The sequence below is a fragment of the Streptomyces sp. NPDC051976 genome (genome assembly GCF_040680795.1).
In the GTDB taxonomy this organism is placed as follows: domain Bacteria; phylum Actinomycetota; class Actinomycetes; order Streptomycetales; family Streptomycetaceae; genus Actinacidiphila.
The window spans coordinates 34,400-54,598 of the sequence record NZ_JBFAXL010000020.1; the positions used below are offsets into that span (position 1 = coordinate 34,400).

A 20,199-nucleotide genomic window follows, 5' to 3' on the forward strand; every position below is an offset into this window, starting at 1 on the left:
GGCACCACCGTACGACCCGGCACCGACAATCGGCCGGGTCCGGCGGTGGACGCCCTCCCGCCGGGGGCCTCAGCCGCCCGCGGGAAAGACCGTGATCCGGTCGTGCGGCCCGTGCGGGCCGGTCTCCAGCGCGATCCGCAGCGCGTCGGCGATCCGGCCCGGCCTGCTGGTCAGCGCGTCCGGCGGGACGCCGACCACCCGCAGCCCGAGGCCCGCGAGCCGCTCGTACTGCGCACGGGCCCGGGAGCCGGCGTGCTGCCTCGCGCCGGGCTCCGGGGCGGCGCCCCGGCCGGTACCCGAGCCCGCGCCGGGGCCCGGGTCGAGCATGCCCAGCGCGACGCCCTCGCGCGGCCAGTACGCGTCGGGCGAGCCGAGGTAGGCGCCGTCGAAGCGCAGGACGGGGCGCCACAGCGGGGGCCGCAGCCCGCAGCCGCGCACCAGGGCGCGCAGCGGTGGCGGGACCGGGCAGCGGGCCTGCGCGCGCAGGTCGCGCAGCGTCTCGGGCACCCCGGACTTACGGGCCAGCGCCTCGTCGAGGAGGGCGTTCGCGAGCGTCTCCAGGCCGACGCCGCGCTCGCGGACCAGTTCGGTCAGCACCGAGCGCACCCAGAGCGGGTCGCAGGAGGCGCGGACCGCGTCCACGGCGGCGCGGTGCAGCGGTGCGACCGGCAGCCCGTCGGCGTGCTGGGCGGCGGGCAGCGCGGCGGCGTAGTGCATCCGCACCCAGGTGTGGGTGCGTACGGCCCGGCCGCGCGGCACCAGGACGTCGACGATCCGGCCGCCCGCCGCGGCGGCGAACGGGGTCTGGTCGAGGCCGTGCAGGGCGAGCGCCGCGGGGCCGGTGAGCAGCGCGCCCACGGCCGGGAACCCCGCGTAGGCGAGGGCGGCGCGGCAGCGCTGGTCGACGGTGAGCGGCCCGGGCCGGAGCACGACGACCTTGGGCAGCACCCGCTGCCAGCGTCCGCCGGGGCGGCACAGATTGCGTACGGCGCTCGCGGGCACCCCGATCGCGGCGAGCTGACCGGTGGTGGCCACCTGGTGCTGGTCGCGGGCGAGTTCTCCGAGCGCGTCGGCGTAGTCGGTTCGCGTCATGGCGGCAACTTGCCCCTCGGTAACCGCCCGGCCACCTCTTGTGACGACTCTGCTACAGGAATCCGACCGTACGCGGACAGTCATAGGGAAGGACGGTCATATCATCAGCCCGCCCTGGTGTCCGCCGGGCCGCCGGGCGCGGGGACGGCGCAGGGACCGCGTGGGGACCGCGTTGTCAGACCCCCGGCATACGCTGGCGGACGTGACCACGAATGCCGTCTGGACCGTCCTCGACACCCCGATCGGCCCGCTGCTGGTGGCGGCGACCGACGAGGGACTCGTCAATGTCGTCTTCCGCGCCGACGAGGCCACCGCGCGGCGCGCGGTGGCCTCGATGGGGCGCCGGCTGGGCGCGATACCGGTCGAGGACGCGGCCCGGCTGGCGCCGGTCGCCGAGCGCTTCGCGGCGTATTTCGCGGGCGACCTCAAGGAGTTCGGTCTCGACCTCGACTGGTCGCTGATCACCGGCTTCGCCCGCCGGGTGCTGCGCGAGCTGGCGACCGGGGTGCCGTACGGCGCGGTCGTCGGCTACCAGGACCTGGCCGACCGGGTCGGCGAGCCGGACGCGGCGCGGGCGGTCGGCTCCGCGATGGGAGCCAACCCGCTGCCCGTCGTGGTGCCCTGCCACCGGGTGGTGGAGAGCGACGGCGGCATAGGCGGCTTCGGTGGCGGCCTGGAGATCAAGCGCACCCTGCTGGCCCTCGAAGGCGTGCTGCCCGCACCGCTGTTCTGAGCGACGGCCGCGCCCCGGACCGGGGCGCGCGCCCGCACCGAGCGGCTGTCACTCCTCCGAGGAGCGGGGGTCGGGGATCTGCGCGGGCCCGGACTTCGGCAGTTCGGCGCGCTGCTCCCCGGCCTCGACCTCCGACGGCCGCTCGGCGGCGTCCACCGGCTTGGCCTGCGGCGCCTGCGAGGGCTCCGGCGGCGGCGCGGGCGCGGGCGGCTGGGCCGCCGCGCCGGCCCGGTCGAAGAACCGCAGCAGCTCGATGGGGAAGGGCAGCACCAGCGTGGAGTTCTTCTCCGCCGCGACCTCCACCACGGTCTGCAGCATGCGCAGTTGCAGCGCCGAGGGGTTGGCGTCCATGGTCGCCGCGGCCTCGGACAGCTTCTGGGACGCCTGGAGTTCACCGTCGGCGGTGATGATCCTGGCCCGCCGCTCACGGTCCGCCTCCGCCTGACGGGCCATCGAGCGCTTCATCGACTCCGGCAGCGCCACGTCCTTGATCTCGACGCGGTCGATGTGGATGCCCCAGCCGGTGGCCGGGGTGGACAGCATCAACTCCAGGCCCTCGTGCAGCTTCTCCCGCCCGGACAGCAGGTCGTCCAGCTCGCTCTTGCCGATGATCGACCGCAGCGAGGTCTGCGCCACCTGCAACATCGCGAACTGGTAGTTCTGCACGTCCACGGTGGCGCGGATCGGGTCCACCACCCGGAAGTACAGCACCGCGTCGACCCGTACCGACACGTTGTCGCGGGTGATGCCCTCCTGGGACGGCACCGGCATGGTGACGACCTGCATGTTGACCTTCGTCATCTTGTCGATGAACGGCACCAGCATGCGCGGGCCGGGCTCCCTGGGCAGCCGGTTGACCCGGCCGAAGCGGTAGATCACCCCGCGTTCGTACTGCTTGACCACCTTCAGGCTGCTCGGCAGCACGATCAGGCCGAGCACCGCCGCGATGATCAGCACTGCCACGAGTATGGCCATGTCCCCCGCTCCCCTCGTACAAGGGTGTGAAAATACCTGCGGAACCCGCTCCTTGTAAGTATCGCGAGGGGTTCCTTGACGGGACCTTGACGATCACTCACCGAGGGTCGGGACGCTCACTCGCCGTCGAAGCGCGCCGCGGCCAGATATTCGGGCTGCGGGTCGAGCGCGGCGGCCAGCCGGAAGTGCCGGCGGGCCTCCGCGGCCCGGTTGGCGCGCTCGAGGGTACGGGCCAGCGCGAAGTGCGCGAACGCGTTGTCCGGCTCCCGCTCCAGGACGATCTGGAACTCCAGCTCCGCCGGGCGCAGTTGCGCGGCGGCGAAGAAGGCGCGGGCGCGCAGCAGCCGGGCCGCGGTGTTCTCCGGGTGGGCCGCGATCACCTGGTCGAGCAGCTTCACCGCGCCGCGCGGGTCACGCGCGTCGAGGAGCCGCTCCGCTGCGCGGAAGTCGATGACATGCGTCTCGGGGGTGCGCTCTGGCACGGCCGCCTCCCTGACATCGGGCACGGGCGACGAATGATCGTCTGGACAGACATACCCAACGCCGCCCGTGGCAACCGCATTCCCGTCACGTACGGTCGCGCAGCTCCTGCCACACCTTGCGGACCTGCGGCTCCAGGTCCTCCAGCGGGCCGTCGTTGTCGATGACCACGTCGGCGACGGCGAGGCGCTGCTCGCGGGTGGCCTGAGCGGCCATCCGGGACCTGGCCTCCTCCTGCGACATCCCGCGCAGCCGTACCAGCCGGTCGAGTTGGGTGGCGGGGTCGGCGTCGACGACGATGACCAGGTCGTAGAACGGGGCGAGGGAGTTCTCCGCGAGCAGCGGCACGTCGTTGACGACGATGTCGCCGGGGCCCGCGGCGGCCTGGAGTTCGGCGGAGCGGCGGCCGACCAGCGGGTGCACGATCGCGTTCAGCGCCTGGCGGCGGCTCTCGTCGGCGAAGACGATCGCGCCGAGCGCGGGCCGGTCGAGGGTGCCGTCCTCGGTGAGCACGGACGTGCCGAACTCGGCGACGACGGCGGCCAGCCCCTCGGTGCCGGGCTCGACCACCTCACGGGCGATACGGTCGGCGTCGATCAGGATCGCCCCGTACGACGCGAGCAGCCGCGACACCTCGCTCTTGCCCGCCCCGATCCCGCCGGTCAGTCCCACGCTCAGCATGGGCACAGCGTAGGGCCTGGCCGGTCGGTCCGGGACTGGGGGCAGTCTCCGGACCGGCCGGTCAGGCCCTGGGCGGCGCTGACTTCTCCGTGCTCTAGCGGCCGTCGTCGTCGCGGTCGGCGAGGAAGCGCTCGAACTCCGCGGCGAGGTCGTCGGCCGAGGGCAGGTCGACGGGCTCGGCGATCAGGCTCTCGCGGGACTGCGACCCGGCGACCGCGTCGTACTGGCTCTCCAGCCCGCGGACCACCGAGACCAGCTCGCCGTCGCCCTCGGCGACCTGGCGGTCGATCTCGACGCGGACGGTGTGCGCCTCGGCGCGCAGCGCGTGGGCGACATCGGGCAGCACCAGGCCGGTGGCCGCGGTGATGGTCTCCAGCACGGCGAGCGAGGCGTCCGGATACGGCGAACGCGCCAGGTAGTGCGGCACATGCGCGGCCACGCCCAGCACGTCACGGCCGGCCTCGGCCAGCCGCAGCTCGATCAGCGACGCCGCGCTGCCGGGCACCTGGGCCTCGTCGAACCAGGCGCGGTGGCCGGGCATCAGGTCCACCCGGTTGCCGTGCGGGGTCAGCCCGACCGGACGGGTGTGCGGGACGCCCATAGGGATGCCGTGGAAGTTGATCGCCAGCCGCACCCCCAGCCGCTCGACCACCTGCAGCACGGCCTTGCCGAACCGCTCCCACTCCACGTCCGGCTCCGAGCCGGACAGCAGCAGGAAGGGCGTGCCGGTGGTGTCCCGCAACAGGTGGAGGTCGATCTCCGGTGAGTCGTACGACGTCCAGTGATCCCTTTCGAAGGTCATCAGGGGGCGGCGGGCCCGGTAGTCGACCAGACGGTCGGCGTCGAAACGCGCGACCAACTGGTTGTCGAGGCGGTCCAGCAGTTGCGCGCTGATCTGCTCGCCGGTCTCACCGGCGTCCATGTATCCCTCGAAGTGGTAGAGCAGCACGGGACCGGTGTCCCCGACCGCCGCGTCGACGGCCTCGGCCCCGCCCGGTACGTACTCGTACAGCCCTTGCGGATCCAGCACGATGATCGTCCTCCTCGCTCTCTCCCACCAACAACGAACAAGGAAGCGCCGCCATTCCCCACCGGACGCCCTCCAGGCGCAGTTCCTCGACAACCTCATCGCCCCGCCTTCCGCCACGGCTCCGCCGCCAAGGGGGGTCCGGGACCCTGCTCAGCGGCTCCGCCGCGAAGGAGGTCCGAGGCATCCACCGGCGACCTCGCCGCAAAAGGGGCCCGGGGCGGGCACCCGCGGCTCCGCCGCGAAGGGGGCCGGGGCCATGACCCGCGCTTTCCGGGCGCACCAAAAAAAGGGGGCCCGGGGGCTTGCCCCCGGGATTTCCTCGGGCACAAAAGAACCGCGGCCCGCATCCCCGGAGGGGTGCGGGCCGCGGTCTTGGGTCTTGCCCAGCGGCGAGCGACTAGCTCTGGCCGCCCGCCAGCTTCTCGCGGAGCGCCGCGAGCGCCTCGTCCGAGGCGAGCGCGCCGGAGTTGTCGTCCGACTCCGAGGAGTACGAACCACCGGAAGCACCGGCGCCACCGGCCGCGGGAGCCGCGGTGCCGGCCTCGGCGGCCGCCTGCTCGTCGGCCTCGCGGGACTTGATGACCTGGGCCTGGTGCTGCTCGAAGCGGGTCTGGGCCGTGGCGTACTGGCCCTCCCACTCCTCACGCTGCTTGTCGTAGCCCTCGAGCCAGTCGTTGGTCTCGGGGTCGAAGCCCTCGGGGTAGATGTAGTTCCCCTGGTCGTCGTACGACGCGGCCATGCCGTAGAGGGTCGGGTCGAACTCGACCGAGGCCGGGTCGGCGCCGAACGACTCGTTGGCCTGCTTGAGCGACAGCGAGATGCGGCGGCGCTCCAGGTCGATGTCGATGACCTTGACGAAGATCTCGTCGTTGACCTGGACGACCTGCTCCGGGATCTCCACGTGGCGCTCGGCCAGCTCGGAGATGTGCACCAGGCCCTCGATGCCCTCGTCGACGCGCACGAACGCACCGAACGGGACGAGCTTGGTGACCTTACCGGGCACGACCTGCCCGATCTGGTGGGTCCGGGCGAACTGCTGCCACGGGTCCTCCTGCGTCGCCTTCAGCGACAGGGAGACACGCTCGCGGTCCATGTCCACGTCGAGAACCTCGACGGTGACCTCCTGGCCGACCTCGACAACCTCGGACGGGTGGTCGATGTGCTTCCAGGACAGCTCGGAGACGTGCACGAGACCGTCGACGCCGCCGAGGTCCACGAACGCACCGAAGTTGACGATCGAGGAGACGACGCCGGAGCGCACCTGACCCTTCTGCAGGGTGGTGAGGAAGGTCTGGCGGACCTCGCTCTGGGTCTGCTCGAGCCAGGCACGGCGGGACAGCACCACGTTGTTGCGGTTCTTGTCCAGCTCGATGATCTTGGCCTCGAGCTCCTTGCCCACGTAGGGCTGGAGGTCGCGGACGCGGCGCATCTCGACGAGCGACGCCGGCAGGAAGCCACGGAGGCCGATGTCGAGGATGAGACCACCCTTGACGACCTCGATGACGGTACCGGTGACGATGCCGTCCTCTTCCTTGATCTTCTCGATGGTGCCCCAGGCGCGCTCGTACTGCGCCCGCTTCTTCGAGAGGATCAGGCGGCCCTCCTTGTCCTCCTTCTGGAGAACAAGGGCCTCGATCTCATCGCCCACGGCGACGACCTCGTTGGGGTCGACGTCGTGCTTGATGGAGAGTTCGCGGGAGGGGATGACACCTTCGGTCTTGTAACCGATGTCGAGCAGGACCTCGTCCCGGTCGACCTTCACGATGACGCCGTCGACGATGTCGCCGTCGTTGAAGTACTTGATCGTCTCGTCGATCGCGGCGAGGAAGGCTTCCTCGTTGCCGATGTCGTTGACCGCCACCTGCGGGGTGGTGCGAGGGGCCTCGGTGCTGCTCGTCATTAGGGAAAGGACTCCGGTACGGACAGTAAGTCGTAGGTACTGCTACGCCGTAAGCCCTTTTCGCTCCTGATGAATTCCGGACAGCCTTGAAGGCCGAGAGGTATGCAACAGATTCCGAGCGCAGCCTGCTCTGTCTGAGGCGCGCAGGCTCGCAGCGCAACTTGTAGCATACGGGGGCAGCCGGGCACGGTCAATGCACGAAGAGCACACCCGGCGCGTAACAACCCGAACCGCCGCAACTGCCCCAGCCACCGGTCTTCTCAGAGAGTACGACGACTGCCGCGATGATCCAAGGACCCGAACCTGAAGCCACCCGCCGTATCGCGGGCGTCACCGAGAGCAGCCGGGCCAGTCGTGGCTGGTGGGACCGGAACGCGGACGACTACCAGGTCGAGCACGGGGACTTCCTGGGCGACGCCAGGTTCGTCTGGGGACCGGAGGGGCTGGACGAGGAGGACGCCGCCCTGCTCGGACCGGCCGCGGGCCTGAAGGACCAGGCGGTGCTGGAGATCGGCGCGGGCGCGGCGCAGTGCTCGCGCTGGCTGGCCGCCAAGGGGGCCCGGCCGGTCGCGCTCGACCTGTCCGGCAGGCAGCTCCAGCACGCGCGGCGGATCGACGAGGCCGCCGCGCCCGGCACGGCGGCGGTCCCGCTGGTGCAGGCCGACGCGGGCGCGCTGCCCTTCGGCGACGCCACCTTCGACCTGGCCTGCTCCGCGTACGGGGCGCTGCCCTTCATCGCCGACACCGCACGGGTGCAGCGGGAGGTACGGCGGGTGCTGCGGCCCGGCGGCCGCTGGGTCTTCTCCGTCACCCACCCCGTCCGCTGGGCCTTCCCCGACGAGCCGGGCCCCGAGGGCCTGACCGCCGCCACCTCCTACTTCGACCGCACCCCCTATGTCGAGCAGGACAGCCGCGGCATCGCCGAGTACGTCGAGCACCACCGCACCCTCGGCGACCGGGTCCGCGAGATCGCCCAGGCCGGCCTGCGCCTGGTCGACGTCGTCGAGCCCGAGTGGCCGGAGTGGAACGACCAGGAGTGGGGCGGCTGGTCCCCGCTGCGCGGCCGCCTCCTCCCCGGCACGGCGATCTTCGTCTGCACGGCGGACTGAGGGGTGCCTGGCGGCGCCGGGGACGCACCCGGTGCGGGCGGGGGACGGCTCAGGATCGCGGACATCCGGTCCGAGGGGCTCGGGCTGCCCGTGGCGGAGGTGGTGCCCGCGCTGCTGGAGGCGCTCGGAGGGTCGGGGCCCGGGTGCGCGGTGCTCGCGGCGCCGCCCGGTACGGGGAAGACGACGCTGGTCCCGCTGCTGCTGGCGCGGGCGGGCGGCGGGCGGGTGCTGGTCGCCGAGCCGCGGCGGATGGCGGCGCGGGCCGCGGCCCGGCGGATGGCCTGGCTGCTCGGTGAGCGGGTCGGCGGCACGGTCGGCTTCACCGTCCGCGGCGAGCGGCGCGTCTCGGCGCGTACGGCGGTGGAGGTGGTCACCACCGGTGTGCTGCTCCAGCGGCTGCAGCGCGACCCCGAACTGGCCGGGGTGGGCACGGTGATGCTCGACGAGTGCCACGAGCGGCATCTGGACGCCGACACCGCGATGGCGTTCCTGCTGGACGTACGGGCCCTGCTGCGGCCCGAGTTGCGGCTGGTCGCCGCGTCGGCCACCACCGACACCGCCGCGTGGGCGGCCCTGCTCGGCGGTGCGGACGGGCCGCCCGCGCCGGTCGTCGAGGCCGCGGGGGTCCTGTACCCGGTGGCCGTGGAGTGGACGCCGCCGGCCCGCCCGGTGCGGCCCCCGCACGGGATGAGCGTGGACCCGGCGCTGCTCGACCATGTGGCGTCGGTCGTCCGGCGGGCGCTGCGGGAGCACGACGGCGACGTGCTGTGCTTCCTGCCCGGGACCTGGGAGATCGGCCGGGTCGCGGGGCTGCTCGGCGACTGCGACGGCGCCGACGTGCTGCAACTGCACGCCCGTGCGCCCGCCGCCGTCCAGGACGCGGCCCTTGCCCCCGGCGGCGGCACCCGGCGGGTGCTGCTGGCGACGTCGGTGGCCGAGTCCAGCCTGACCGTGCCGGGCGTCCGCGTGGTGGTGGACGCCGGTCTCGCCCGTGAGCCGCGGGTGGACCACGCGCGGGGGCTCGGCACGCTCGCCACCGTACGGGTGTCGCGGGCCGCCGCCGACCAGCGCGCGGGGCGGGCAGGGCGTGAGGGGCCGGGCACCGTCTACCGCTGCTGGCCGCAGGCGGAGGACGCCCGGCACCCGAAGCAGCCCTCGCCGGAGATCGCGCTGGCCGACCTCACCGCGTTCGCCCTGCAGGCGGCGTGCTGGGGTGACCCGGACGCCACGGGGCTGGCGCTGCTCGACGCGCCGCCGCCGGGTGCGTTCGCGGCGGCCCGCGAGACCCTGCGCGGCCTGGGCGCCGTCGACGCGACGGGGCGCGCCCTGGACCGCGGCCGCCGGCTGGCCCGGCTCGGCGTCCACCCCCGGCTGGCCCGCGCCCTGCTCGACGCCGCCCCCGTCCTCGGCCCGCGCCGCGCCGCCGAGGTCACCGCCCTGCTCAGCGAGGAACTCCCCCGCTCCTACGGCCCCGACCTGACCGCCGCCTGGCACCGGGCCCGGCAGGCGTCCGACCCGTACGCCGCCCGCTGGCGCGCGGAATCCTCCCGGCTCGCGGCGTCATTGTCCGAGACGGCACCCGCGCACGCGGCCCGGGGCGGAACGCACGAAGACCCGGACGCGGGCACGCTGGCGGAGCCTGGCACGGCACCGCGCGGTGCGGCGGGCGCCGCGGCGGGCGGACACCCCGAAGGCGACTCGGCCGAGCGCGCGGCACCGCGCGGTGCCGCGCGGGGTGGCGCGGCAGGGGGTGCCGTCTCGGACGACGAGGCCGCCGGGCTGGTGGTCGCGCTCGCGTTTCCCGAGCGGATCGCGCGGCGGCGCGGGCCGGGGGCGTATCTGATGGTGTCCGGGACCGGCGCCGAGATCGGCGGGGTCGGGGACGCCGAGTGGGTGGCGGTGGCGGTGGCCGATCGGGGCGTGGGGAAGGCAGACGCGCGGGTGCGGGTGGCCGCGGTCGTCGACGAGCCGACCGCGCGGCTGGCCGCGGCGGGCGTACTGACCGCGTACGAGGAGGTGCGCTGGACGGACGGCGATGTCGTGGCGCGGCGGGTGGAGCGGCTGGGCGCGGTGGAGCTGGCGTCGGTGCCGCTGCGGACGCCGTCCCGTGAGCTGGTGCGGGCGGCGCTGCTGGACGGGCTGCGCCGGGAGGGCACCGGGCTGCTGCGCTGGTCGCGGGAGGCCGGCGAGGTACGGCAGCGGCTGGCGTTCCTGCGCCGGGAGGTGGGCGGCGGCTGGCCGGACGTGTCGGAGGAGGCGCTGCTGGACCGGGCGGAGGAGTGGCTGGGCCCCGAGTTGGCGGCGGCCCGGCGGCGGTCCGACCTGGAGCGGATTGACGCGGGCGCCGCCCTGCCGCGGCTGCTGCCGTGGTCGACCGGTGAGGGCGGCAGGTTCGGCGAGCTGGCGCCGGAGCGGATCGAGGTGCCCAGCGGGTCGCGGATCCGGGTCGACTACAGCGGCGAGCAGCCCGTACTGGCCGTGAAGTTGCAGGAGTTGTTCGGGCTGCGCGAGACGCCGCGGATCGCCGGGGTGCCGGTGCTGGTCCATCTGCTGTCGCCCGCCGGGCGGCCCGCGGCGGTCACCGCGGACCTGGCGTCGTTCTGGCGCGACGGCTACCGGGCGGTGCGGGCCGAGTTGCGCGGCCGCTACCCCAAGCACCCCTGGCCGGAGGATCCTTCGACGGCCGAGCCGACCCGCCACACCACCCACCGCCGCCGCTGACCCGGCCCGGTGTCAGACCGGCACCGGGTCGCGGTCGGGGCTGGGGTCGCGGTCCGCCGCGTCCTCGCCCAGCGGGTCGGCCGGCCGCCTGCCGCGCGCCTCCAGGACCAGCGCGAGCGCCAGCAGCAGCGCGGCGAGACCGCCGAAGCCCCACGGCAGGTAGCTCGTCATCAGCAGCACCAACTGCCGCTGGGACTTCACCAGATGGACGATGTGGTCGACGTAGTCGGGCCGCATCTTCACGTCCCCGGCGAAGGCGGTGACGGGCGCGTGGTGCGAGGAGGCGGGGAAGCGCAGTTCCTCGGTGTGGATCTCCTCGCCGTTGACCGGGGCGCCGGTGACGGGGTCGACCCAGAACATCCGCTTGGTGGTGTACCAGCGCTCGATGCCGATCGCCTTGACCTCCTGCGGGGTGATGGCGGGCGCGCCCGGGGCGATCTCCGGCAGCTTCTTCGGCAGCGGGACCCGGGTCCACGGCAGGGTCTGCTCGAAGTAGTAGACCTTCATGCCGTGGAACTTCTGGGTGCCCGCGTAGTGGATCGGCGCCGAGGTGCGGCTCTGCGCGTCGAAGTAGTAGTAGTCCCGCTTCTGGGTGGAGAAGGGGAACTTGAACTCGATGCCCTGCCGGGTCACCGGGTCGCCGTCGACCATCTCGCCCGCCGCGTGCACCGGTTCCTGGGTGTGCGCGTCGAAGACGTACCGCTCGGGGATCTCCGAGACCATCTTCCCGTCAGGGCCGACGACGTACGACAGCGCGTCCCAGACCACCACGTCCCGCCCGGTGTCGGCCTTGACGCGTTCGGCCTCCCGCACGTTGCCGCGCAGCGTCTGCACGATGCTGACGCTGGAGACCTTCTTCGCGGTGAGGGCGGCGTAGTCGACGAGGGTGGCGTTCTTCGCCTCCAGCACGGCCACCTGGTACTCGCTCGGCGGCACCTTCACCAGCCGGGGGAAGGCGTACCAGCGCAGCATCGGTGACAGCGTCGCGAAGAAGACGGCGAAGGCGAGCAGCACCAGGCTGGACTTGCGGCGCATCGCGGCTCCTACGGGTGGCTGGGGACCGTGGTCAGCAGCGGCTTCGGGGAGGTGTGCCCCGCGGGCGCGCCGATCGCGGTGACCGTGAACACCAGCGCGAGGGCGGCGGCGAGTCCGGCAGCCGCCGCGGCGAGAGCGCGCATCAGGACCTCCCTGGGACGGTGTCGTCGACCGGGCCGGGGCACCGTAGCAACCGGGAGGTGAGATGAGAACACGTTTCACCGGGGACGTTCGGGCGACGTCCCCGGTGCGTGGAGTGGTGCGGACAGCTCTTAAGGAGCGACGGGGGCGGTGGTGACGCCCGCGCCGGTCGCCGTCGCGCCGGTCGCTGAGGGGGACGGCGTGGGCGTCGGCGACGTGGTGTCGCACGGGTCGGGCGTGGTGGTGGGCGTGGGCGTGCCCGAAGGCGTCGTGGTCGGCGTGGGCGTCGGCGTCGGGGTGCCGCTCGGGTCCGGCGTCGGGGTGGCCGTCGGGCAACCGGGCGTCGTCGGGGTGCCGGTGGGCGTGCTGCCCGGGGTGGTGGGCGGCGTCGTCGGCTTGCCACCGGACGGCGGGGTGCTCGGCGACGGCGCCGTGCCGCCGCTGCCCGGTGCCGGCTTGACGGTGCCGCCGGTGGTCTTGCGCGGCTGCGGGGCCGTCGGGGACGGGCTGGTGGTGGGCCGCGGGGCGGTCGGCGTCGGCGAGGCGCCGGGCGTACCGGGAGTCCCGGGCCGGTCGGGCACGGAGACCGCGCCGCCCTGCCGGAAGTGGTCGTACCAGGACCTGACCAGGTTCAGGTAGTCCTGCGAGTGGTTGTAGCCGAGGATCGCCCGGTCCATGTCCTGCGGGTTCGACAGGTCGCGGCCGTCGGCGCACAGGTAGTGGGCGGCGGCCAGCGCGGCGTCGTAGACGTTGTTGGGGTCGCGCACCCCGTCACCGTTTCCGTCCACACCCCAGTGCTCCCACGTCTGCGGGATGAACTGCATCGGGCCGACCGCCCGGTCGTGCACCGGGTCGCCGTCGTAGGCGCCGTGGTCGGTGTCGCTGATGTTCGCGAAGCCGTTGCCGTCGAGGACCGGGCCGAGGATCGGCGTGTACGTCGTGCCGTGGGCGTCGACCGCGCCGCCGCGGGCCTGGCCGGACTCCACCTGGCCGATGGCCGCCAGCAGTTGCCACGGCAGATGGCAGCCGGGGTCGGACTGGGCGACCGCGGCCTGCGCGCGCTGGTAGGCGTCCAGCACGGTAGCGGGCAGTCCCGCGCCGCCGGTGGGCACCGGGCCGCCGGGGGCGCCGGGCGACGCCGCGGGCGGAGTGGGTCCCGTGGGGGTGTTCAGCGGCGGCAGAGCGGTGATGTACGGCGAACCACCGTCGATCTGCGGGCCGGGCGGTGGGGTGACCGTGGCCACGTGGTGCGGGGCGGCGTGCGCCACCGGCACCAGTCCCGGCGCCTGCGAGGCACCGAGCGCGGCCATCGCCGCGGCGGCCACCGCGGTCCCCGCCGCTCCCCTGCGTAGTCTCCGGCCGTACCGCCGCGCTGCCATATCCGCGGTCCCTCCCAGGTGCGAGATGTGCGCCGTCCCCGCGCAACAACCCGCATGACCCTACGGCAACTTGGAGCCCCCGACCACAGTCCCTGACATGGACAAACCCGCACCTAATCCGGCATTCCGGTGCGCTGCCGCATCCTCCGGCGAAGCTTTCACCGGAGGGATGCGGCACGTTCACACAGCTCGTCCACAGACTGCGCCGGGAGGGGGCCCGGGGCTCACGCCGGCCCCGCGCCTCCTCGCGTCCTCCCGGTGTCAGTGCGCGGCCGACTCCCAGTCGGCGCCGTCACCCACCGACACATCGAGCGCCGCCCGCAGCGGATAGGCACCGGCCATCTCGCGGCGCACCAGCGCCTCGGCCTTCTCCCGCTCGCCCGGGGCGATCTCCAGCACGATTTCGTCGTGCACCTGGAGCAGCATCCGCGAGGCCAGCTTCTCCTCCGTCAGCGCCTTGTCGACCTTCAGCATCGCGATCTTCACGATGTCGGCGGCCGACCCCTGGATCGGGGCGTTGAGCGCCATCCGCTCGGCCATCTCACGACGCTGCCGGTTGTCGCTGTTGAGGTCGGGCAGATAGCGGCGGCGGCCCAGCAGTGTCTCGGTGTACCCCGTGCCCCGCGCCTCCTCGACGACCCGGTGCAGATAGTCGCGCACCCCGCCGAACCGCTCGAAGTACGTCTCCATCAGCCCGCGCGCCTCGGCCGGTTCGATGCTGAGCTGCTGCGCCAGCCCGAACGCCGACAGGCCGTACGCCAGCCCGTACGACATCGCCTTGATCTTGCGGCGCATCTCCGCGTCCACCTTGTCGCGCGGGACGCCGAAGACCTGCGAGCCGACCGTGGTGTGCAGGTCCTCGCCCGAGGCGAAGGCCGCGATCAGCCCCTCGTCCTCGGACAGATGGGCCATCACCCGCAGCTCGATCTGGCTGTAGTCCGCCGTCAGCAGCGAGTCGTACCCCGCGCCCACGACGAAGCCGCGGCGGATCGCCCGGCCCTCGTCGGTGCGCACCGGGACGTTCTGCAGATTGGGGTCCGTGGACGACAGGCGGCCGGTGGCCGCGACCGTCTGGCTGAAGGTGGTGTGGATCCGCCCGTCCGGCGCGATCGTCTTCACCAGGCCCTCCACGGTCACCCGCAGCCTGGCCTGCTCGCGGTGGCGCAGCATGATCACCGGCAGTTCGTGCTCGGACTGCGCCGCCAGCCACGCCAGCGCGTCGGCGTCCGTGGTGTAACCCGTCTTGGTCTTCTTCGTCTTGGGCAGCCCCAGCTCGCCGAAGAACACCTCCTGGAGCTGCTTGGGCGAGCCCAGGTTGAACTCATGGCCCACCGACGTGTGCGCCTCGGCCACCGCGTGCTCCACCGCCGCCGCGAACTGCTGCTCCAGGCCCTCCAGATGGGCCCGGTCCGCGGCGATCCCGGCCCGCTCCATCCGCGCCAGCAGCGACGACGTCGGCAGCTCCACGTCATGCAGCAGCTCGGCGGCACCGACCTCCGGCAGCCGCTCGACGAACACCTCGCCCAGGTCCAGCACCGTACGCGCCTGCACCATCAGCGCGTCCGCGACCGCCGCGCCCTCGTCCTCCTCGCCGAACGCCAGCTGGCCGCTGCCCGCGCCCGACGGGGCCAGCTCGCGGCCCAGATACTCCACCGACAGCACGTCCAGCGCGAACGAACGCCGCCCAGGCTTGATCAGATACGCCGCCAGCGCGGTGTCCATCGACACCCCGGCGACGCTCCAGCCGTGCTCGGCGAAGACCCGCTCCACGTTCTTCGCGTTGTGCAGCACCTTCGGGCGCGACGGGTCCGCGATCCACGCCGCGAACGCCTTCTCGTCCGCCTCGTCCAGCAGCGCCGGGTCGAACCAGGCGGCATCCGCCGCCGACGCCAGGGCGATCTGCGTGACGCTGCCGCTGCCCAGCGCCCAGGTGTCCACACTGGCCAGCCCCAGCGGCCCGCCGCCGTGCTCCTCCAGCCAGCCCGGCAGCTCCCCCGGGTCCAGCACCGAACCGTCCACCGCGACGCCCTCGGCGATCACGGGCTCCTCCTGCGCGGCGCCCGGATCAGCGGCGAACAGCCGCTCGCGGAAGTTGGAGTTGCGGAACTCCAGCACATCCAGCACACCCACCAGCGCGGTGCGGTCGTACGGCGTCCGCGCCAGCTCCTCGGGGCCCGACGCCAGACTCACGTCGCGCACCATCTCGGTCAGCCGCCGGTTCAGCTTCACCGCTTCCAGATGGGCCCGCAGATTCTCGCCCGCCTTGCCCTTGACCTCGTCGACCCGCTCCACCAGATCCGCGAACGACCCGAACTGCACGATCCACTTGGCGGCGGTCTTCTCCCCCACACCCGGGATACCCGGCAGATTGTCCGACGGGTCGCCGCGCAGCGCGGCGAAGTCCGGATACTGCCGCGGCGTCAACCCGTACTTCTCCTCGACCTTCTCCGGAGTGAAGCGGGTCAGCTCCGAGACGCCCTTCGTCGGGTAGAGGACCGTCACGTTCTCCGTGACCAACTGGAACGCGTCCCGGTCGCCCGTGACGATCAGCACCTCGTATCCCAGCGCCTCCGCCTGCGTGGCCAGCGTGGCGATCACGTCGTCCGCCTCGAAGCCGTCGACCGCGAACCGGCTCACCGACATCGCGTCCAGCAGCTCGCCGATCAGCTCCACCTGGCTGCGGAACTCGTCGGGCGTCTTGGACCGCGTCGCCTTGTACTCCGGGAACTCGTCGAACCGCCATGTCTTGCGGGAGACGTCGAACGCCACCGCAAGATGTGTCGGCTTCTCGTCACGCAACGTGTTCGCCAGCATGGACGTGAAGCCGTAGATCGCGTTCGTCGGCTGACCCGTCGCCGTGCTGAAGTTCTCCACGGGCAGCGCGTAGAACGCCCGGTACGCCAGCGAGTGCCCGTCCAGCAGCAGCAGCCGCGGGCGGTCGGTCGTCGTCTTCGATGCTTTCTCTGCCACGTCCCCGATCCTCCCACGGCCCACTGACAACGCCGCCCGCCGCGCCACCGGCCGCTCCCCCACCGAAAAACCGGGGCCCGCGTCGGGCGGAAAAGGGAAATGGTGGCAGGATCGGGTCCATGGCAAAGAAGCCCCCGGCAGGTGACCCCGTACAGGACGCGCCGCACGTCAGCGCGCCGAAGAACTCCGCCGCGGGGCTGCCCGCGATCGGGCACACCGTGAAGATGGCCGGTGCGCAGATGGGCGTGCGCAGGGCCACCCTCACCCTGCTCAAGGTCAACCAGAAGAACGGCTTCGACTGCCCCGGCTGCGCCTGGCCCGAGCCCGACCACCGGCACGTCGCCGAGTTCTGCGAGAACGGCGCCAAGGCCGTCGCCGAAGAGGCGACACTGCGCCGCGTCACCCCCGACTTCTTCGCCGCCCACCCCGTCTCCGACCTGGCCCGCCGCAGCGGGTACTGGCTCGGGCAGCAGGGCCGCATCACCCAGCCGATGTACCTCGCCGAAGGGTCCGACACCTACGAGGCGATCCCCTGGGAGCGCGCCTTCGCGCTGATCGCCGACGAGCTCCACGCCCTCGGCGGTCCCGACGAGGCCGTCTTCTACACCTCGGGGCGCACCAGCAACGAAGCGGCGTTCCTCTTCCAGCTCTTCGCCCGCGAACTGGGCACCAACAACCTGCCCGACTGCTCCAACATGTGCCACGAGTCGTCCGGCTCCGCCCTCACCGAGACCCTCGGCGTCGGCAAGGGCAGCGTCCTGCTCGACGACCTCTACCAGGCCGACCTGATCATCGTCGCCGGGCAGAACCCGGGCACCAACCACCCCCGGATGCTCTCCGCACTGGAGAAGGCCAAGCGCGGCGGCGCCACCATCGTCACCGTCAACCCGCTGCCCGAAGCGGGCATGGAACGCTTCAAGAACCCGCAGACCGCCGCCGGACTGGCCGGCTCCGGCACCGCCCTGACCGACCTCTTCCTGCAGATCAGGCTCGGCGGCGACCAGGCGCTCTTCCGCGCCCTCGGCAAGCTCCTCGTCGAGGCCGACGCGCTCGACCGCGACTTCATCGACACCCACACCCACGGCTTCGCGGAGTACGAGTCCGCAGCGCTCGCCACCGACTGGGACGAGGTGCTGCGCGCCACCGGCCTCAGCCGCGCGGAGATCCACAAACTCCTCGCGCTCGTCCTCGACGCCAAGAGTGTCGTCGTCTGCTGGGCGATGGGCCTCACCCAGCACAAGCACGCCGTCCCCACCATCCGCGAGGTCGTCAACTTCCTGCTGCTCGGCGGCAACATCGGCCGCCCCGGCGCCGGCGTCTGCCCCGTCCGCGGCCACAGCAACGTGCAGGGCGACCGCACCATGGGCATCTTCGAACGCCCCTCCGCGGCCTTCCTCGACGCCCTCAAGGGCGAGTTCGGCTTCGAACCGCCCCGCGAGCACGGCTACGACGTCGTCCGCGCGATCCGCGCGCTGCGCGACGGCGACGCCAAGGTCTTCTTCGCCATGGGCGGCAACTTCGTCGCCGCCTCCCCCGACACCGACGTCACCGAGGCGGCCATGCGGCGCGCCCGGCTGACCGTGCACGTGTCCACCAAGCTCAACCGCTCGCACGTCGTCACCGGCGCCCGCGCCCTCATCCTGCCCACCCTCGGCCGCACCGAGAAGGACGAGCAGGACGGCGGACCGCAGTTCGTCACCGTCGAGGACTCCATGGGCATGGTGCACGCCTCCCGCGGCGGCCTCACCCCCGCCTCCCCGCACCTGCTCTCCGAACCCGCCATCGTCAGCCGCCTCGCCCGCGCCGTCCTCGGCGACCGCAGCACCGTCCCCTGGGCCGAGTTCGAGCACGACTACGACACCATCCGCGACCGGATATCCCGTGTGATCCCCGGCTTCGACGACTTCAACACCAGGGTGCGGCGCCCCGGCGGCTTCACCCTCCCCCACGCGCCGCGCGACTCCCGCACCTTCCCCACCGCCACCGGCAAGGCCAACTTCACCGCCGCGCCCGTCGAGTACCCCGCCATCCCCGAAGGACGGCTGCTGCTGCAGACGCTGCGCTCGCACGACCAGTACAACACCACCATCTACGGCCTCGACGACCGCTACCGCGGCATCAAGGGCGGCCGCCGCGTCGTCCTCGTCAACGCCGAGGACGCCACCGCGCACGGCCTGGCCGACGGCGACTACACCGACCTCGTCAGCGAGTGGACCGACGGCAGCGAGCGCCGCGCCGACGGCTTCCGCGTCGTGGTCTACCCCACGCCGCGCGGCTGCGCGGCCGCGTACTACCCCGAGACCAACGTGCTCATCCCGCTCGACCACACCGCGGACACCAGCAACACCCCCGCTTCCAAGTCCGTGGTCATCCGGTTGGAGCGACCGCTTCCGCCCGTTCAGCCAACCCCCGCGAGCGGCTGACCACCGCCGTCCGGTAGAAAGCTGTCCAATACACCGACCAAGGACGATCGGAGCACGACCCCATGGGCGAGCAGACCACCACGCAGTTCCCCCCGGAGATCCTGGAGCAGTACGACGGGCTCGGTATCGACCTGCGCGCGCTCTTCTCCGCCGGGCACCTGGGCGAGCGGATGGGCATCCAGGTCCTGGAGGCGTCCCCCGAGAAGGTGGTCGGCACCATGCCGGTCGAGGGCAACACCCAGCCCTACGGCCTGCTGCACGGCGGCGCCTCCGCCGTACTCGCCGAGACCCTCGGCTCGGTCGGCGCGATGCTGCACGGCGGCCCCGGCAAGCTCGCCGTCGGTGTCGACCTCAACGCCACCCACCACCGCGGCCTGCGCTCCGGCACCGTCACCGGCACCGCCACGCCCGTCCACCGCGGCCGCTCCTCCGCCACCTACGAGGTCGTCATCACCGACGATTCCGGCAAGCGCGTCTGCACCGCCCGCCTCACCTGCATGCTCCGCCCGGCCACCCCGGCGGCCACGGCCTAGTGCTTCGGCCCGACGTGCCCGTCCACCAACGCGACGGACGCACGTCGGGCCACCGAGAGTGTGCGATGCGGAGAACGGATTCACTACGTTCAGTGATCTCGCTCAAGGATTCTTTGGGTGCCGGGTATGGGATTCGAACCCACACGTCCTTTCGGACAGAGGTGTTTGAGACCTCCGCGTCAGCCAGTTGCGCCAACCCGGCCAGGGTGCGGCCACAGCTTACCGTGTCGATGCGCGGCGTCACAGCTAGGTAGGCTCAGCTGTGCAGCACCCGCACCGCACTCCGTCGCAGAGCAAGGAGCATCGTGAGCGCCCCCGAAGAGTCGCCCCAGGACGATCAGGCTCAGAACGAGTCGTCGCATGTACCGCCCCTGACGACACGGGTCGTCATCGCGGAGGACGAGGCTCTGATCCGGCTCGATCTCAAGGAGATGCTGGAGGAGGAGGGGTACTCCGTGGTCGGGGAGGCCGGGGACGGGGAGACGGCGGTGAAGCTCGCGGAGGAGCAGCGGCCGGATCTGGTGATCCTGGATGTGAAGATGCCGGTGCTTGACGGGATCTCGGCGGCGGAGCGTATCGCCGGGGAGAAGATCGCGCCGGTCCTGATGCTGACCGCGTTCTCGCAGCGGGAGCTGGTGGAGCGGGCCAGGGACGCGGGGGCGATGGCGTATCTGGTGAAGCCGTTCAGCAAGAGCGATCTGGTGCCGGCGATCGAGATGGCGGTGAGCCGGTTCCAGGAGTTGCGCGCCCTGGAGGCGGAGATCGCGGATCTCTCGCTGCGGCTGGAGACGCGCAAGCTGGTGGACCGGGCGAAGAGCGTGCTGCAGACCAAGTACGGGCTGACGGAGCCGGCGGCGTTCCGGTGGATCCAGAAGACGTCGATGGACCGGCGGATGTCGATGCAGGCGGTGGCGCAGGCCGTGATCGACGAGGTCGCGCAGGGCTGACCGTACGGCGCAGGGCCCGCACCGGATCGATCGGTGCGGGCCCTGCGCCA

General features: G+C 72.6%; 16 protein-coding genes and 1 tRNA gene. 6 read left to right on the forward strand and 11 right to left on the reverse strand.

Annotated features, from left to right (window positions below; all coding sequences use genetic code 11):
* Window positions 1–69: 69 nt before the first annotated feature.
* Complete coding sequence (locus tag AB0M29_RS20750) at window positions 70–1,092, reverse strand: type IV toxin-antitoxin system AbiEi family antitoxin domain-containing protein (RefSeq protein WP_365384511.1); 1,023 nt, start codon at window positions 1,090–1,092, stop codon at window positions 70–72.
* A gap of 202 nt (window positions 1,093–1,294) precedes the next feature.
* Between AB0M29_RS20750 and AB0M29_RS20755 the strand changes: the two genes are divergently transcribed.
* Window positions 1,295–1,825: a methylated-DNA--[protein]-cysteine S-methyltransferase gene (locus AB0M29_RS20755; protein ID WP_365384513.1), complete on the forward strand. Its 531-nt coding sequence runs from the start codon at window positions 1,295–1,297 to the stop codon at window positions 1,823–1,825.
* Window positions 1,826–1,873: 48 nt separating this feature from the next.
* Here AB0M29_RS20755 and AB0M29_RS20760 read toward each other — a convergent pair whose 3' ends face one another.
* The 5 genes from AB0M29_RS20760 to rpsA all read right to left on the reverse strand — a co-directional run bounded on the left by AB0M29_RS20760 (window position 1,874) and on the right by rpsA (window position 6,891).
* Window positions 1,874–2,800 carry a slipin family protein gene (locus AB0M29_RS20760; RefSeq protein WP_365384515.1) on the reverse strand — a complete coding sequence of 309 codons (927 nt, stop codon included), beginning with the start codon at window positions 2,798–2,800 and terminating at the stop codon, window positions 1,874–1,876.
* Window positions 2,801–2,916: 116 nt separating this feature from the next.
* Window positions 2,917–3,282 carry a tetratricopeptide repeat protein gene (locus AB0M29_RS20765; protein WP_365384516.1) on the reverse strand — a complete coding sequence of 122 codons (366 nt, stop codon included), beginning with the start codon at window positions 3,280–3,282 and terminating at the stop codon, window positions 2,917–2,919.
* Window positions 3,283–3,367: 85 nt separating this feature from the next.
* Window positions 3,368–3,961, reverse strand: a complete 594-nt coding sequence (coaE, locus tag AB0M29_RS20770; RefSeq protein ID WP_365384518.1) for a dephospho-CoA kinase — start codon at window positions 3,959–3,961, stop codon at window positions 3,368–3,370.
* Between the two features lie 94 nt (window positions 3,962–4,055).
* Window positions 4,056–4,991, reverse strand: coding sequence for a PAC2 family protein (locus AB0M29_RS20775; protein WP_365384520.1), 936 nt, complete (start codon window positions 4,989–4,991; stop codon window positions 4,056–4,058).
* A 397-nt stretch (window positions 4,992–5,388) separates the two neighbouring features.
* The gene (gene rpsA / locus AB0M29_RS20780; RefSeq protein ID WP_365384522.1) at window positions 5,389–6,891 is read right to left on the reverse strand and encodes a 30S ribosomal protein S1; all 1,503 of its coding nucleotides are present in this window, start codon (window positions 6,889–6,891) and stop codon (window positions 5,389–5,391) included.
* 284 nt (window positions 6,892–7,175) lie between these two features.
* Between rpsA and AB0M29_RS20785 the strand changes: the two genes are divergently transcribed.
* Both AB0M29_RS20785 and AB0M29_RS20790 read left to right on the forward strand, forming a co-directional pair.
* The gene (locus AB0M29_RS20785; protein ID WP_365384524.1) at window positions 7,176–8,000 is read left to right on the forward strand and encodes a class I SAM-dependent methyltransferase; all 825 of its coding nucleotides are present in this window, start codon (window positions 7,176–7,178) and stop codon (window positions 7,998–8,000) included.
* Between the two features lie 54 nt (window positions 8,001–8,054).
* The gene (locus tag AB0M29_RS20790) at window positions 8,055–10,721 is read left to right on the forward strand and encodes an ATP-dependent helicase C-terminal domain-containing protein (RefSeq protein ID WP_365384668.1); all 2,667 of its coding nucleotides are present in this window, start codon (window positions 8,055–8,057) and stop codon (window positions 10,719–10,721) included.
* Window positions 10,722–10,733: 12 nt separating this feature from the next.
* Here the strand turns inward: AB0M29_RS20790 and AB0M29_RS20795 are convergent, their stop codons facing one another.
* The 4 genes from AB0M29_RS20795 to polA all read right to left on the reverse strand — a co-directional run bounded on the left by AB0M29_RS20795 (window position 10,734) and on the right by polA (window position 16,246).
* Window positions 10,734–11,756 (reverse strand): DUF3068 domain-containing protein, encoded by a 1,023-nt coding sequence (locus tag AB0M29_RS20795; RefSeq protein ID WP_365384526.1) that lies wholly within the window; start codon window positions 11,754–11,756, stop codon window positions 10,734–10,736.
* 8 nt (window positions 11,757–11,764) lie between these two features.
* Entirely contained in the window at window positions 11,765–11,899 is a 135-nt protein-coding gene (locus tag AB0M29_RS20800) for an SPW_0924 family protein (RefSeq protein WP_365384528.1), read from the reverse strand.
* Between the two features lie 129 nt (window positions 11,900–12,028).
* Window positions 12,029–13,222 carry a lytic transglycosylase domain-containing protein gene (locus tag AB0M29_RS20805; protein ID WP_365384530.1) on the reverse strand — a complete coding sequence of 398 codons (1,194 nt, stop codon included), beginning with the start codon at window positions 13,220–13,222 and terminating at the stop codon, window positions 12,029–12,031.
* 315 nt (window positions 13,223–13,537) lie between these two features.
* Window positions 13,538–16,246, reverse strand: a complete 2,709-nt coding sequence (gene polA / locus AB0M29_RS20810; protein ID WP_365384532.1) for a DNA polymerase I — start codon at window positions 16,244–16,246, stop codon at window positions 13,538–13,540.
* A gap of 119 nt (window positions 16,247–16,365) precedes the next feature.
* Here polA and AB0M29_RS20815 point away from each other — a divergent pair, with 119 nt between their 5' ends.
* Window positions 16,366–18,669 (forward strand): FdhF/YdeP family oxidoreductase, encoded by a 2,304-nt coding sequence (locus tag AB0M29_RS20815; protein ID WP_365384534.1) that lies wholly within the window; start codon window positions 16,366–16,368, stop codon window positions 18,667–18,669.
* 62 nt (window positions 18,670–18,731) lie between these two features.
* Window positions 18,732–19,202, forward strand: a complete 471-nt coding sequence (locus AB0M29_RS20820; protein ID WP_365384536.1) for a hotdog fold thioesterase — start codon at window positions 18,732–18,734, stop codon at window positions 19,200–19,202.
* 118 nt (window positions 19,203–19,320) lie between these two features.
* On the opposite strand, the gene AB0M29_RS20825 is transcribed toward AB0M29_RS20820, so the two are convergent.
* Window positions 19,321–19,404, reverse strand: a tRNA-Leu gene (locus AB0M29_RS20825).
* 103 nt (window positions 19,405–19,507) lie between these two features.
* On the opposite strand from AB0M29_RS20825, the gene AB0M29_RS20830 reads away from it, so the two are divergent.
* Window positions 19,508–20,149, forward strand: coding sequence for a response regulator (locus tag AB0M29_RS20830; protein WP_365384537.1), 642 nt, complete (start codon window positions 19,508–19,510; stop codon window positions 20,147–20,149).
* Window positions 20,150–20,199 lie beyond the last annotated feature (50 nt).